The sequence below is a fragment of the Magnetofaba australis IT-1 genome, from assembly GCF_002109495.1.
Classification (GTDB): domain Bacteria; phylum Pseudomonadota; class Magnetococcia; order Magnetococcales; family Magnetococcaceae; genus Magnetofaba; species Magnetofaba australis.
In genome coordinates this window covers 880320-895428 of sequence record NZ_LVJN01000020.1, presented here as the reverse complement: position 1 = coordinate 895428, position 15109 = coordinate 880320, and the positions used below count along the sequence as shown (strand labels likewise).

The window sequence follows — 15109 nt, the reverse complement described above, 5'->3', positions numbered from 1 at the left end:
CTTTTTCGCTTTCCCTAGCGCAAATTTCTACGGCATTCGCTCCTGTCGGCTGCGCCGACATATCGCTCACCGCCGTTTCCCGTTTTGCTTATCTACCAGCTCGACGCTTCGCGCTTCTCTCGCCACTGCATGCTGGCTCGTTTTTTCCTGCTCGGGAAACGGCCAAATCAAAAAACCAAACCTTGGGGCTCCGCCCCAAACCCCGCTGGGGGCGCGACCCCCAGACCCCGCCGCCGACCAGTCGGCGGCCAAATAGTCAGCGTGGGCTCGTTGGCTTTCCCGCACACGCTTTTATTGCGTGCCGAGACCAGATCAATCCAACCGATAGTTGGGCGTCTCCTTGGTGATCGTCACATCATGCACGTGGGACTCCTTCAACCCCGCGCTGGTGATCTGCACAAACTCCGCATTCTTGCGCAAGGACTCAATATCGCCACACCCCGTATAGCCCATGGCCGCACGCAAGCCCCCCACCATCTGGTGGATAATCACCGGCATCGGACCTTTATAGGGAACGCGACCCTCAACCCCTTCAGGAACCAACTTCTGCGCGTCAGTCACATTGCCCTGGAAGTAACGATCCTTGGAGCCCTTGGCCATGGCCCCCAACGAGCCCATGCCGCGATAGGTCTTGTAGCTGCGGCCCTGATAGATGAACACCTCGCCCGGCGCCTCATCGGTGCCCGCAAACATCGAGCCCAACATCACCGTGGAGGCGCCCGCCGCAATCGCCTTGCCCAACTCGCCGCTGTACTTGATGCCGCCATCGGCAATGATAGGAATGTCGTGCTTGTCGGCCTCTTCGGCGCAGTCGGCAATGGCGCTGATCTGCGGCACGCCCACCCCCGCCACCATGCGCGTGGTGCAGATGGAGCCCGGACCAATGCCAACTTTGACCGCATCAGCGCCCGCCTCGGCCAGCGCCTTCACCGCCCCCGGCGTGGCCACGTTGCCGGCAATGATCTGCAGATCCGGGTACTCCGCCTTGGCGAACGCCACCATGTCGATGACGCCCTGGGAGTGACCATGCGCAGTGTCGATCACCACCACGTCCACCTCGGCTTCCACCAGACCCGCCAGACGCTTTTTATTGTCCTTGCCCACACCCACCGCGGCGCCCGCCAGCAAACGGCCAGAATCGTCGCGACTGGCGATGGGATGCGCCTGAATCTGCTCGATGTCCTTGACCGTGATCAGACCCTTGAGGTGGTAGTTCTCATCCACCACCAGGAGCTTTTCAATGCGGTGTTGGTGCAGCAGCTTCTTGCACTCGGACATCTCCACGCCCTGGGGCGCGGTCACCAGCTTGTCGCCGCCGGTCATCAACTCCTCCACCGGCTGGTTCTTGTCGGAGGCGAAACGCACGTCGCGGTTGGTGAGGATGCCCACCAGTTTGCCCCCCGCCTCCACCACCGGCACGCCGGAGACATGGTTCTTCTTCATCAGGTCCAGCGCCTGTTTGAGCGGCATCTGCGGCTCAATGGTCCACGGCTCCACCACCATGCCGGAGATGTAGCGCTTGACCTGCCGCACATGGTCGGCCTGCTCTTTGGGGGTGAGATTCTTGTGGATGATGCCGATGCCGCCCTCTTGCGCCATGGCGATGGCCGCGCGCGCTTCGGTGACGGTGTCCATGGCCGCCGACAGCAGCGGCGTATTGAGGCGGATCTTGCGGGTCAGTCGCGAGGAGATGTCCACCTCGCCGGGCAGGACATTGCTGTGCGCGGGCAGCAGCAGCACATCGTCAAAGGTCAGCGCCTGTTTGATCACTCGCATGACACAATCTCCTCACTATGCGACAACTCGGGCGCTAGCGCGCCCCCTTAAAGTCAAGGCCCACCAGATACAGCTCGGGGCTGCGCGATCGGCTCGCCTCCGGTTTGACCGTTTTTACCTGGGTGAACTCCAGCCGCGCGCGTCTGACCAACTCGTCAAACCCCGGGCCCTGGAACATTTTAAAGCAGATGCCGCCGCCAATCACCAACGCCTCTTCGGCAAACTCAAACGCGCACTCCGCGAGCAGTTCGCCGCGCCCCTGGTCGGCGGACTTGTAGCCGGTCATGTTGGGCGCCATGTCGGAGAGCACCACATCCACCCGGCCAAAATCCGGCAGGCGCGCGCGAATTTCGTCAAGCACCGCCTGATCGAGAAAGTCCCCTTGCAGAATCTCCGCGCCGGGCACCGGGTCCATCTCCAGCAGATCCACCCCCAGCACGCGCCCTTCGGGTCCGGCCAGATTGACCGCCACCTGGGTCCAACCGCCGGGCGCCGCGCCCAGCTCCACCACATGGGCGCCGGGCTTGATCAGAGGTCGGACCTTGCCCGCCTTGTCATGCAGCATTCCCTGCAGCTCCAGCAGCTTATAGGCGGCGCGCGAACGGTACCCTTCGCGTTTGGCGCGCTGCACAAACGGGTCGTCCCGATGCTCCTTGAGCCAGCGTTGTGAGGAGGGGCGAAGTTTGGCCACGGTGGTCGCTCGCGTACCGGCTGCCGCTTAGAAGTCGACGCTCAGAATTTCGTAATGACGCACGCCGCCGGGGGCTTTCACCTCGGCCACGTCACCCTCCTCCTTGCCGATCATGGCCCGCGCCATGGGGCTGGAGATGGAGATCTTGCCCAGCTCCAGGTCCGCCTCGTCCACGCCGACGATGTGGTAGGTGACCTCTTCGCCAGTCTCCTCGACCTCAACGGTGACCTTGGCCCCGAACACCACCTTCTCGGATTGCAGCTTGCTGGTGTCGATGATCTCGGCGTGGGCCAGCTTGCCCTCGATCTCCTTGATCCGCCCTTCATTGAAGCCCTGCTGCTCCTTGGCGGCGTGATACTCGGCGTTCTCCGACAGATCGCCATGGGCGCGCGCCTCTTCAATGGCGGCGACAATGCGCTTGCGCTCGGGCCCTTTGCGACTCTTCAGCTCCTCTTTGAGCTGCTCGGCTCCCTCCAGGGTCATCGGGACTTTATCCATGTTCAACGCCTTCATTCCATTGGGGTGGCCAAAACCGCCGATTTGGGTATAAACCACGGCTTTGGATAATAAAAACAGCGACGCGCCCGGCATCCCGGGCGCGTCGCCAAGTTTCTCATCCTGTGCCCGGGGGCGGAAACGCCCTAGCAGTCCGGGAAATGGCGGATATTCTGCAATGAAACAGCCATTTCGTCAACCGCAATCCACCTTGCCGTCGCCAAGCGTTTGGCCCGCCAGTGTTATTTAAAACCACGCACAAAATGACGCCCGGCTCGCCCCAGCGGCGCTTTGGCGGCGCTGGGGCGTCGCGATGCATTCATTTTTGTTCGCGGTTCTTAGTAGTAATCCTGCAACGCCCGACAACGCGACGGATAGTTGCGTCGCGCGTCGATGGCGGAGACCGCCGCGCGCATCCCCGCCACCGTGGTGAAGTACGGGATTTTGCTCATCAAGGCGGTGCGACGGATGGGGAACGAGTCCTCCAACGCGCGCTTGTCCTGGGTGGTGTTGAACACCATCACCACTTCGCCGCTCTTCATGCGATCGACGATGTGCGGACGCCCCTCATTGACCTTATTGACCGTCTCCACCTCCAGCCCCTCTGAGCGCAGGAAGTCGGCGGTGCCACGGGTGGCGGTGAGGATGAAGCCCATCTCCTGCAAGCGCCGCATGGAGAGCAAAATCGCCTTCTTGTCCTCATCCTTGACCGACACAAACACCGACTTGCCGGACGACTGCTCCAGGGTGGGCAGATTGGAGCCCGCCCCCTCCTGCGCCTTGGCGAAAGCGACGCCGAAGTTGCTGCAGATGCCCATCACCTCGCCGGTGGATTTCATCTCCGGGCCCAGCACCGGGTCCACGTGGGAGAACTTCTCAAACGGGAACACCGCCTCTTTCACCGCCACATGGGTGATGCGCGGGGTGCTGGTGAACCCGATATCGGTCAGCTTCTCACCAGCCATGACGCGGGCGGCGATCTTGGCCAGCGGATGACCGGTGGCCTTGGAGACGAACGGCGCGGTGCGCGAGGCGCGCGGATTGACTTCGAGGATGTAGACCGCGCCGTTCTGAATCGCGAACTGCACGTTCATCAACCCCTTCACCTCCAGCGCTTCGGCCAGCAGGCGGGTTTGCCGCTCGATCTCGTTGATCAGGTCCAGCCCCACAGAATAGGGCGGCAGCGAACAGGCGGAGTCGCCCGAGTGCACTCCGGCCTCTTCGATGTGCTCCATCACCCCGCCCACCACGGCGATTTCGCCGTCGGCCACGCAATCCACGTCGATCTCGATGGCGTCCTGCAGGAAGTGGTCGATGAGCACCGGGTGGTCCGGCGACGCTTGCACTGCGGTGCGCATGTAGCGGTTCAGATCCACCGAGTCATACACGATCTCCATGGCGCGCCCGCCCAGCACATAGGAGGGGCGCACCACCACCGGGTAGCCCACGTTCTCGGCGATGCGCACCGCCTCATCTTCGGAGCGGGCCAGACCGTTGGGCGGCTGGCTCAGATTGATGCGCTGCAGCAGCTGCTGGAAGCGTTCGCGGTCCTCGGCCACATCGATGGCCTCCGGCGAGGTGCCGATGATGGGCGCGCCGGCGGCTTCCAGCGCCTTGGCCAGTTTTAGCGGGGTCTGCCCGCCGAACTGCACGATGATCCCCTCCGGCTTCTCCAGATCGACGATGGACATCACGTCTTCGAAGGTGAGCGGCTCGAAGTAGAGGCGGTCGGAGGTGTCGTAGTCGGTGGAGACCGTCTCCGGGTTGCAGTTGACCATGATGGTCTCAAACCCGGCGTCGCGCAGGGCAAAGGCGGCGTGCACGCAGCAGTAGTCGAACTCGATGCCCTGGCCGATGCGGTTGGGCCCGCCGCCCAGAATCATGATTTTGCGCCGACTGGTGGGTCGCGCTTCACACTCGCGCTCGTAGGTGGCGTAGAGATAGGCGGTCTGCGAGGCGAATTCGGCGGCGCAGGTGTCCACCCGCTTATAGACGGGCACCACGCCATCGGCGATGCGGCGTGAACGGATGCGTTCCGCGCTCTCGCCCAACAGCTTGCCCAAACGCTGGTCGGAGAAGCCCATCTCCTTGAGTTCGCGCAACCGCTCGGCGCTCATGCCGTCGAAGATCACCCGTTCGAGCGACTGTTCGGCTTCAATGACCTGCTGGATCTGGTCGAGGAACCACGGATCGATGCTGGTGACCCGGTGCAGCCACTCCAGGGTTTTGCCCTGACGAAAGGCGTCGGCCACATAGAGGATGCGGTCCGGCCCCGGGTTGTGCAGCTTCTCCTCCAACTCCGCTTCGCTGCCCGGATCATCCGGGTTGATGATGGGGTCGAAGCCGGTCAGACCGGTCTCCATGGAGCGCAACGCCTTCTGCATCGACTCCTTGAAGGTGCGGCCAATGGCCATGGCCTCGCCCACCGACTTCATCTGCGTGGACAGACGCGCCTGCGCTTGCGGGAACTTCTCAAAGGTGAAGCGCGGGATCTTGGTCACCACATAGTCGATGGTGGGCTCAAACGAAGCCGGGGTGACCCCGGTGATGTCGTTCATGATCTCCGGCAGGGTGTAGCCCACCGCCAGCTTGGCCGCCACCTTGGCGATGGGGAAGCCGGTGGCTTTGGAGGCCAGCGCCGAGGAGCGCGACACGCGCGGGTTCATCTCGATGATGATCAACCGGCCAGTCTCGGGATGGATGGCGAACTGCACGTTGGAGCCGCCGGTGTCCACGCCGATCTCGCGCAGCACCGCAATGGAGGCGTCGCGCAGGATCTGATACTCCTTGTCGGTGAGGGTCTGCGCCGGGGCCACGGTGATGGAGTCGCCGGTGTGCACCCCCATGGGGTCGAGGTTCTCGATGGAGCAGACGATGATGGCGTTGTCGAGATTGTCCCGCACCACCTCCATCTCATACTCTTTCCAGCCCAGCACCGACTCCTCCACCAGCACTTCGGTGGTGGGGGAGGCCGCCAGACCGCGACGAATGATCTCCTCGAACTCTTCCAGATTATAGGCGATGCCGCCGCCCGCGCCGCCCAGGGTGAAGCTGGGGCGGATGATGGTGGGGAAGCCGATCCCCTCCTGGATCTCCTGCGCCTCCTCCCAGGTGTGGGCGAAGCCGGATTGGGGCATATCCAGGCCGATGGCGTCCATGGCGTGCTTGAACTTCTCGCGATCCTCGGCCTTTTCGATGGCCTCGGCGGAGGCGCCGATGAGCTCCACGCCGTACTCTTTGAGCACGCCAGCCGCATCCAACGCCAGCGCAGCGTTGAGCGCGGTCTGGCCGCCCATGGTGGGCAGCAGGGCGTCGGGGCGTTCGGCTTCGATGATGCAGGTGAGCGACGGCGTGGTGATGGGCTCCACATAGGTGCGGTCGGCCATCTCCGGGTCGGTCATGATGGTGGCGGGGTTGGAGTTGACCAACACCACCTCATACCCCTCCTCGCGCAGCGCCTTGCAGGCTTGGGCGCCGGAGTAGTCGAACTCGCAGGCCTGGCCGATGACGATGGGGCCGGAGCCGATGAGAAGGATCTTTTTGATGTCTGTGCGTTTGGGCATATCAGTGCGCTCTTTTCGTGACGCTGGCTCGGATCGACGGACGGATTACCCCCGCATCAGATCGACGAACTGCTTGAACAGATAGTGGGCGTCATGGGGCCCCGGACTCGCCTCGGGGTGGTGCTGCACCGAGAACACCGGCGCGTGCTTGTGACGAATGCCCTCGATGGTGCCGTCGAACAGCGAACGGTGGGTCACCTCGATGGCTTCGGGCAGACTCTCTTCGCGCACCATGAAGCCGTGGTTCTGGGAGGTCACCTCCACCGAGCCGTTGGCCAGATTCTGCACCGGATGGTTGCCGCCGCGATGGCCGAACTTCATCTTTTCGGTCTGCGCGCCCAGCGCCAGGGAGAGCATCTGATGGCCCAGACAGATGCCAAACAGCGGCTTGCCGGACTCCACCAACTCGGCGATGGCGCGAATGGCGTGCTTCACCGCATCGGGGTCGCCGGGGCCGTTGGAGAGGAACACCCCGTCGGGACTGCGCGCCAGCACCTCTTCAGCGGTGGCCGACGCGGGCAGCACGGTCAGGTCGCAACCGGCCTGCACCAGCGAGCGCAGGATGTTGCGCTTGACGCCGTAGTCGATCACCACCACCTTTTTGCGCTCGCCGCCCGGGTCGATGTCGTGGTACCCCGACTCCAGCTTCCAGCGCCCCTGCTTCCACACATAGGAGCTGTCGCAGGTCACATCGCCGGTCAGGTCCATGCCCGCCAGCCCCGGCCACGCCTTGGCTTTGTGCACCAGCGTGTCGGTATCGAACTCCACATGGGAGATCACCCCGCGCATGGAGCCGTGTTCGCGCAGATGCGCCACCAACTTGCGGGTGTCGATGCCCTCAATGGCGGGAATCTTATGCCGTTTGAGGAAGGTGTCCAGATCCTCCTGGGCGCGCCAGTTGGAGAGGCGTCGCGCCGACTCCTTGACCACGAAGCCGCGAATCCACGGCTGCTTGGACTCCATGTCCTCGGGATTGATGCCGGTGTTGCCGATCTGGGTATACGTCATGGTGACGATCTGGCCAGCGTAGGAGGGATCGGACATGATCTCCTGATAGCCGGTCATGGAGGTGTTGAAGCAGACCTCGCCCACCTTCTCGCCGGGCGCGCCCAGGGCGCGACCATCGAAGCGTGAGCCGTCTTCCAGAACCAGGACCGCGCGGCCCTGTGCGTTGCTATGGCCTTCCAAGGATCTCTCCTGTTCGGAGTGTGGCGCGGCCTCCCCGTTTGGGGCCGCGCGCTGGCGGGCGTTGCGGCGCGCCGCACAATATGGGAAAAATACCCCATATTGTTGGAAGAATATCGCGCCGATTTCGCCTTTTTATCCATCTGCAATAAAGGGACGAGCCGCTTATACCGCTCTGGACGCATGGCGTCAATGGCGCGTTGGAGCCGCATTGACCATGGTTGCTAGACCATACAAAAAAATGCTTAAAATGGATAGAGGTTCCACAGAAAATCCTGCTCGCGCGCTGCGCCGGTTAGGGAGAGAGAGCATGAAGCGTCGCTTATCATTGATTGCGCTGTGCGCGCTGATGGGGTTATCGGCGACATCCGCCCTGGCGGGGGGCTGGCTGGGGGTCACCGTCACCCCGCCGCGCGGCGTGGCGGTGGCGGAGATCATTAAAGAGAGTCCAGCCGACCGCGCCGGGTTGCAGCGCGGCGACGTCATCCTCACCGTCGACGGCCATCAGGTGCAGAACGCCGGACACTTTGCCCACCTGATCAATAGCGGTCGCCCCGGCGACGCCGCCAAGCTGGAGGTGCAGCGCGACGGCAAGAAGCTGACCCTGGAGGCGCCGCTGGATGACAGCCGCGACCACGCTGTGATGAACGGCGGCGGCAACGGCGGCTGGGGCGAGATGATCAACCGCGCCACGCAGATGCTGCCGCGCCCGTCGATGAATAGCGCGCCCATGAACGGCTCGCTCTACGCCGCGCCGCAAACCGGCGGGTATGGCGCGCCCGAGGCCGACCCCCACTATGCGCCGCCGCCCAGCGCCTACGGCTATCCTGAGGTCACGCCGCAGCAGCAGCGCAGCGACTTCTCCGGCAGCGTGCGCCCGGGCGGGCGGCAGCACTTTTTTGGCATGAATCCCAACGCCGCGCCGCAATCCGGGTTGGCCCCTGCGCCCACCGCGCCGCCCGCCGCCGCCACGCCGACGCAGCCCGCCGAGCGGCCCGAAGCGGCGCTCGCCCCGAATCCGGCTGACGCGCCGTGGCTGGGTCTGGCCATGGCGCCGGACCCCAACGGCGTGCGCATCGCCGCCGTGGCCCCGCACAGTCCGGCGCAACGGGCCGGACTGCAAAAAGGCGACCTGCTCACCCGCTTCAATGGCGAAACAGTGGCCGACCCCGACCAGGTGGCGAAGACGGTGATGGCCATGCGTCCGGGCGAATTGGTCACCCTCTCGCTCACCCGCCAAGGGGATGCGCAGACCATTCAGATGGCGCTGGGCGCGCGCCCGGCGCGGTAAACGGCGTGGAGTACCCCACCCCGCTGCTGTCGGGCCGTCTGCGCAAACGCTATAAACGGTTCCTGGCCGATATCGTGCTGGATTCCGGCGAAGCCATCACCGCCCACTGCGCCAACTCCGGCTCCATGCGCGGCCTGATGGCGGACAACGCCCGCGTGCGCGTGAGCCACGAACCCGACCCCAAACGCAAGTTGGCCTGGAGTTGGCAACAGGTGGAGGCCGACGGGGCCTGGGTGGGCATCCACACCGGGCTGGCCAACCGCATCGCCGAAGAGGCGCTGCTGGCGGGTCAAATCACGGAACTGAATGGCTTTTCCAGCCTCAAAAGAGAGGCGCGCTATGGCGACTCGCGGCTGGATTTCCGCCTCGATGGCGAGAATGGTCCCCTTGGCTACATGGAGGTCAAGAGCGTGACGCTGCGCATCGGCGCGTGCGCCGCCTTTCCCGATGCGGTGACCACTCGCGGCCAGCGCCACTTGGAGGAGTTGCGCCGCGCCCGCGCCGAAGGACTCGACGCCAGCTTGCTGTTTTTAATTCAACGGGGCGACTGCGCGACACTGCGCGCCGCCCATGAGATCGACCCGGACTACGCCGCCGGACTGCGCCGCGCGCAAGACGATGGCGTGCGCATTTTGGCTTACGCTTGTGATGTCACGGCGCAAGGCGTGACAGTAAGAGGGCCGACGCCCCTGGAGATGGATCCCGCATGATCACCATGAAGAGCCCTGCTGAAATCGAACAGATGCGCCCCAGCTGCGTGCTGGCCGCCGAGACGTTGAAGATGATCGAAGAGCACGTCAAACCCGGCGTGACCACCGACCAGTTAAACGAAATCTGCCATCAATACATCATTGATCACAACGCCTACCCGTCGCCGCTCAACTACCGCGGCTTTCCCAAGTCCATCTGCACCTCGGTCAACCATCAGGTGTGCCACGGCATCCCCAGCGACCGCGAACTGCGCGACGGCGACATCATCAATGTGGACATCACCACCACGCTGGATGGCTGGTACGGCGACAACAGCAAGACCTTTTTCGTCGGCAAGCCCTCACCCAAAGCCGAGAAGATCGTGCGCATCGCCAAGGAGTGTCTGGATCTGGGGATTGGGCAGGTGCGCCCGGGCGGACACATCGGCGACATCGGCGCGGTGATCGAAGAGCATGCGCGCAAAAATCGTTGCACCGTGGTGCGGGAGTATTGCGGCCACGGCATTGGCCGCAAATTCCATGAGGAGCCCGCCGTGCTGCACTATGGCGTGCGCGGCGAAGGGGTGGAGATGAAGCCGGGCATGACCTTCACCATCGAACCCATGGTCAATCTGGGCAAACCGGCCATCAAGCACATGCCCGACAAGTGGACCGTGGTGACCCGCGACCACAGCCTCTCCAGCCAGTTCGAACACACTATTCTGGTCACCGACACCGGCTATGAAGTACTCACCGACATTGACGGCGAATATCCCATCACCTGATCCAGTCAGTCGAATTCAAAACAGAACATTGGCTATTTTGGAAATGAAAGATATCGAGGGCTTTGCCCTCGAGCTCCCAAGATCAAAATCCAAACCATGGGCTCCGCCCATACCCGCTTAAGGGTCACAGACCCTATGACGATTTGGCAGGATTGCCAAATCGGACTCGCGCAGCGAGCCCGAAGGGTGAGGGCCATGGATGGCCCGAATCAATCCCGACAAATTTCCGTTGGAAATTTGTCCCAGAGTCAACGCAAGCTGAACCGACGTCACGCAAACATTTGACATTCTGTACAGTTTTGGTTTCGCATAATTTTAGACCAGACCGCCTCCTACCGGTGCGTCAATCCCGACCCGGGGCGTCCAGCACCGCCGGGAACAGACGCTCCTCTTCGAACTGAATCCGCTCGCTGAGTTTTTTCAGGCAGTAGCGGGCGTCGGCCATAAAGCGCTCTGGCACGGCCTCAATAGCGGCGGCGTCGGGCCAACGGGCGAAGAACTCCCGCAAAGAGCGCGTGCGGCGACCTATATCCACAAATCCGCTCTCGGCCAGACGCCGCAACAGGGGATCGGCGTGGGCCATGGCCTTGGGGTAGATCAGGTAATCCTCCTGCTCCAGGTGCGCGCGCAAACGACTCTCCAGATTACGCGTGGCGTCGCGCAGCATCTGCGCCCGCAGCGTCGGCTCGTGCGCGCCCACATCCAGCAGCTCGGCCAACTGCGCCGCCGCCACCCGGATCTCTTCATGTTGCGTCATCAACAACCGCACGGCGATCTGCAGCATGCCGTCTGTCCTCTTCGTTGCGTGATTACTCGCCTGCATCCAGGCGCTCGGCAAAGCGCCGATTGACCCGATAGACGTAGGAGAGCACCTCCGCCACCGCTTTATACAGCACAGGCGGAATGCTCTCGCCCACCGGCACCTTATCCAGCAAATTGACCAGATCGGCGTCCTCCACCAGCGGCACCCCCGCCTCGGCGGCCTTGGCCAGAATCGTCTCCGCCACCCGCCCGCGCCCGGCGGCGCTCACCCGCGGCGCAGGTTCCGAGCCGCGCTTATAGCGCAACGCCACCGCTTTGCGCTGATGGTGGGTCTTGCGCGTGGAGCCGTCGCTCATGCCGAGGCCTCGAAACCGGCTGCACCGGTCCCCAACGCCTGCTCGCGCGCACCTTGCAATTCGCCCCAACTTAAGCGCCCCAGGTCCAGGCTTTGCAGAGGCAACCCGGCGTCGATCATGCCCTGGCGCAAGCTGGAAACGTCAGAGCGCAGCGCCGCCAAAGCGGCCTCCTCCTCAGCGCGCAGATTGACCGACAGCCAACCATCGGCCAGCGCCGCGCGCGCCTGCACCGCGCCCAGATTGAGCATATTCAGGGAGAGCAGCACCGAGGTCACCTCGCCGCCCTCCTGCGCCTGCTGACGCTTGCGTTCACGCTCGCGCCACACCATCGCCTCGCCCAGACCGCCCTCATCGAGCCAGAAGATGCGGTAACCCAACAGCGCGGTCTGCGCATCGGCCTGGGCGGTGCGCGGCAGCAGCTCCTGCATCGCCAGCAGATCGCCCATGCGATTGAGCGACGCGCGGGTCGCCGCCACATCGACATCGCTCACGCCGTCGCCGCGCAGTTGCGCCGCCGCCTGCTGCAGCGCGCGCACCGATTCGGCCACCTGCAGACGATTGCCGCTCTCAAACAGTTTGGCCAACGCGGCGGCGTCACCTTTGATTAGCGCATTCAAGGAGAGATTGGGCAGATTGTTCTTAAGAACCGACGCCAGGGATTGGCCCTGCAAAGTGGCGAAACGCCCCCCCGCTGCGCGCGAGGCGGAACCACCGCGGGCGCGCACGGCGGCGCTCTGGGTCTCGGCTTCGGCGGCTTGCAACAAGCTCTTGAACAGATCCGGCGCCCGCGCCAGGCTCTGTTCCAGGTTCTGCGCCAGCTTGGCGGCGGACCCGCTTTCACTATTGATCAGTTTCAGCGCCATCTCCGGCTGCAGCCGCATCACCTCCATGCGCACCTGCTCGCCGGGCCGCAATCCAGCGCCGCCGGTAAACGCCAGAGTGGCGCCATCGGCCATGCGCATCACCCCGGAGCCGTCAGCGTTGACGCTCTGCACCCGCGCGCCCAGCACCTGCCCCATCGCAAGGTTGGCTCCACTGGCGCCGGAACGCACGGCGCCGCCGGATTGCCCGGCGGCGGGTGTTTGAATAACGATCATGCGCCTCACGCTCCTCGCGCGGCGACCTGATGCGGTCAGTTGTTTCCCTCAACAGCCGGGAAGAGCGCGCGCCGATTACATCTCCATATCGCGCGATGACTCCTGATTGGAGAGCCGTTTGAGCAGGCTCACCTCCTCCACTGTGAGACCGGTTTCGCTGATCACCCGTTCCTCATCCACGCCATTGGCCAGCAGCAGTTTGGCCTCGCGGTAGGCGTCGGGCTTGGCCCCACCGGAGACAACTCCGCTCATGCCGCCGCCCATATGCCCGCCCATTGAGCCATGCTGCGGCGCATGTTGCGGCGATCCTTGGGAGCGTTCCAGATAGCGCAACTCCTGATGGATGGCCTCCAGATCCTGCCCCAACGCATCGGGCACGCTGGCCACAGCTTCGGTCAGGCGCGACTCCATGGCCGCCATCTCGCCCAGAATCACGCCGGTGTCGGCGCCGTCGCCCGCACCGCGCTCGCCAAACATCGGCTCATCCTGGGTCACCACCGCTTCGGCGGCGTCCTCACGGCGCAGCAACTCTTCACGCAGACCCTTGATCTGCATGAACACCAGCGCCAACCCCAGATAGAGCACCGCAAAGCAGATAATGACCAGCAGATTCCACAGCGTCATGGCTCCCCTCCTGAGGCCGCCTCGCCGCGCTGTATCACCCGTTTGATCCGCGCGCGCATGCGCAGCGCCGCTTTGCTGTGCAGCTGCGAGATGCGCGATTCGGTCAACTCCAGGACTTCGCCGATTTCACTCATGGTCAGCTCTTCAAAGTAGTAGAGAGTGACCACCAGTTTCTCTTTCTCCGGCAGGCTGTCAATGGCCTGCGCCAACGCCTCGCGCATCTCGCCCAGCCCGATGGTCTCCACCGGGTCGATCACCGTGGGGTCGGCCAGCACCTCCAGGATATCCCAATCGTCATCATCGGAGCTCATGGGCCGCAGGTCGTCGAAACCGACGATGGAGATGCTGCGCACCGTGGCCAACTGGGCGTAGAACTCATCCAAGGTGATGCCCATGGCCTCGGCCACATCCTTGTCGGCAGCCGGTTCGCCGTTCTCCCCCTCCAGTTGGTTGTAGGCCTCCTGGATCTGGGTGGCGGTCTGGCGCACCTGACGCGGCACCCAGTCCATGGCGCGCAACTCGTCGAGAATGGCGCCGCGAATGCGGAACTCGGCGTAGGTCTGGAATTTGATGCCGCGTTCGGGATCGAACTTCTCCACCGCGTCGATCAATCCCAGCACGCCGACTTGGCACAGATCATCCACATCCACCGACTGCGGCAGCTTCATGGAGATGCGCCCGGCCACGTATTTGACCATGGGCGCGTATTTGAGAATGATCTCCTCCCGGCTCATATCCTGCCAGGCGGGATCGGCTTTTTCCTGGGATTTGTCCAGGTTGGGCTTATGCATGGTCATGATGGACATGGCGATCAACCGCCCTCGGTGGTGGAGGTGTTATCATCAAGAATACGCCGCCAAAACAGCGTGGCGCGCCCGTCGTTGTCGCGCCCCTGTCGCCAGGCGCGCATCAGTGTTTCGGTCAGGGCGCCAAAAGCCTTGGAGGCCTCGGCGTCCGGGTAGAGTTCAGAGACCGGTTTCTGCTGGCGCACCGCCTGCACCAACTGGCCGTCGCTGGGGATGTGTCCGGCGTAGCCCAGCCCCAGATTGAGGAAGCGGTCGGCCACCTGATGCAGCGTGCGGTAGACCTCCTTGGCCTGACGCGCGCTCTCCACCTGGTTGACCACCAGGTCGAAGTTGTTCAGGCGGTGGTTGAGATTCATCACCTTCATCAGCGCATAGGCGTCGGTCACCGAGGCCGGGTCTGGGGTGGCCACCACCAGGATCTTCTCCACCGACAGCACAAAGTAGCGCACATTGGGCGAGATGCCCGCGCCGGTATCGACGATCACCACATCGAAGTCGGCGTTCCAGCGATCGATGTGGTCGAGCAGGGACATGCGCTGCTCATCATTCATGTCCGCCAGCTCCGCCACGCCGGAGGCGGCGGGCAGAATGGTGATCCCCGGCGGGCCAGGCAGGGCCACGTCGTCCAGCGACAGCCGCCCGGCGATGACGTCCTCAATGGTGTGTTCGGGCGATAGCCCCAACACCACGTCGATGTTGGCCAGCCCCAGGTCGGCGTCGATGATCAGCACTTTGAGCCCCTGGGCGGCGAAATGGATCGCCATATTCACCGAAACCAGGGTTTTGCCCACGCCGCCCTTGCCGCTGGTCACGGCGATGGTGTAGGGCACCTTGCGTTCGCTCACCCGCCCGGAGGGGGTCAGGGGCTGCGCCGGGACGATGTCGGGATTGAGCCCCAAACGGCGCTCCTTCTCCGCTTTGGCCGCCAGCTCCCGCAGTTTCGACGCCTGGTTGTCCAGATCTTCGATCATCTGTTCTCGCCTTCCTTG

At 63.7% G+C, this 15109-nt stretch carries 14 protein-coding genes; 3 read left to right on the top strand and 11 right to left on the bottom strand.

Going from position 1 to position 15109, the window contains the following annotated elements:
* Positions 1-312: 312 nt before the first annotated feature.
* From guaB to carA, 5 genes are all read right to left on the bottom strand, one after another.
* On the bottom strand, positions 313-1776 hold the full coding sequence (guaB, locus tag MAIT1_RS16120; protein WP_085444574.1) for an IMP dehydrogenase: 1464 nt from the start codon (positions 1774-1776) through the stop codon (positions 313-315).
* Between the two features lie 34 nt (positions 1777-1810).
* Complete coding sequence (locus MAIT1_RS16115; protein WP_085444573.1) at positions 1811-2467, bottom strand: RlmE family RNA methyltransferase; 657 nt, start codon at positions 2465-2467, stop codon at positions 1811-1813.
* 27 nt (positions 2468-2494) lie between these two features.
* Positions 2495-2965, bottom strand: coding sequence for a transcription elongation factor GreA (greA, locus tag MAIT1_RS16110; RefSeq protein WP_085446191.1), 471 nt, complete (start codon positions 2963-2965; stop codon positions 2495-2497).
* Between the two features lie 335 nt (positions 2966-3300).
* The gene (gene carB, locus MAIT1_RS16105) at positions 3301-6525 is read right to left on the bottom strand and encodes a carbamoyl-phosphate synthase large subunit (RefSeq protein ID WP_085444572.1); all 3225 of its coding nucleotides are present in this window, start codon (positions 6523-6525) and stop codon (positions 3301-3303) included.
* A gap of 45 nt (positions 6526-6570) precedes the next feature.
* Positions 6571-7713, bottom strand: a complete 1143-nt coding sequence (gene carA, locus MAIT1_RS16100) for a glutamine-hydrolyzing carbamoyl-phosphate synthase small subunit (RefSeq protein WP_085444571.1) — start codon at positions 7711-7713, stop codon at positions 6571-6573.
* A gap of 307 nt (positions 7714-8020) precedes the next feature.
* On the opposite strand from carA, the gene MAIT1_RS21605 reads away from it, so the two are divergent.
* The 3 genes from MAIT1_RS21605 to map are packed head-to-tail and all read left to right on the top strand — an operon-like array spanning position 8021 to position 10475.
* The gene (locus MAIT1_RS21605) at positions 8021-9001 is read left to right on the top strand and encodes a PDZ domain-containing protein (protein ID WP_158089551.1); all 981 of its coding nucleotides are present in this window, start codon (positions 8021-8023) and stop codon (positions 8999-9001) included.
* A 5-nt stretch (positions 9002-9006) separates the two neighbouring features.
* Positions 9007-9711, top strand: a complete 705-nt coding sequence (gene sfsA / locus MAIT1_RS16085) for a DNA/RNA nuclease SfsA (protein ID WP_085444570.1) — start codon at positions 9007-9009, stop codon at positions 9709-9711.
* Positions 9708-10475: a type I methionyl aminopeptidase gene (gene map, locus MAIT1_RS16080; RefSeq protein ID WP_085444569.1), complete on the top strand. Its 768-nt coding sequence runs from the start codon at positions 9708-9710 to the stop codon at positions 10473-10475. The genes sfsA and map overlap by 4 nt, the downstream gene beginning before the upstream one ends.
* A 343-nt stretch (positions 10476-10818) precedes the next feature.
* Here map and MAIT1_RS16075 read toward each other — a convergent pair whose 3' ends face one another.
* The 6 genes from MAIT1_RS16075 to MAIT1_RS16050 form a co-directional block, all read right to left on the bottom strand.
* Entirely contained in the window at positions 10819-11259 is a 441-nt protein-coding gene (locus tag MAIT1_RS16075; protein ID WP_158089550.1) for a hemerythrin domain-containing protein, read from the bottom strand.
* Positions 11260-11284: 25 nt separating this feature from the next.
* Positions 11285-11593 (bottom strand): EscU/YscU/HrcU family type III secretion system export apparatus switch protein, encoded by a 309-nt coding sequence (locus tag MAIT1_RS16070; RefSeq protein ID WP_085444567.1) that lies wholly within the window; start codon positions 11591-11593, stop codon positions 11285-11287.
* A complete protein-coding gene (locus tag MAIT1_RS16065) occupies positions 11590-12690 on the bottom strand; it encodes a flagellar hook-length control protein FliK (RefSeq protein WP_085444566.1) in 1101 nt (366 codons plus the stop codon). The genes MAIT1_RS16070 and MAIT1_RS16065 overlap by 4 nt, the downstream gene beginning before the upstream one ends.
* Before the next feature lie 75 nt (positions 12691-12765).
* The gene (locus tag MAIT1_RS16060) at positions 12766-13314 is read right to left on the bottom strand and encodes a hypothetical protein (protein WP_085444565.1); all 549 of its coding nucleotides are present in this window, start codon (positions 13312-13314) and stop codon (positions 12766-12768) included.
* Positions 13311-14120: a FliA/WhiG family RNA polymerase sigma factor gene (locus MAIT1_RS16055; RefSeq protein WP_085444564.1), complete on the bottom strand. Its 810-nt coding sequence runs from the start codon at positions 14118-14120 to the stop codon at positions 13311-13313. The genes MAIT1_RS16060 and MAIT1_RS16055 overlap by 4 nt, the downstream gene beginning before the upstream one ends.
* Before the next feature lie 5 nt (positions 14121-14125).
* The gene (locus MAIT1_RS16050; protein WP_085444563.1) at positions 14126-15091 is read right to left on the bottom strand and encodes a MinD/ParA family protein; all 966 of its coding nucleotides are present in this window, start codon (positions 15089-15091) and stop codon (positions 14126-14128) included.
* Between the last annotated feature and the right edge of the window lie 18 nt (positions 15092-15109).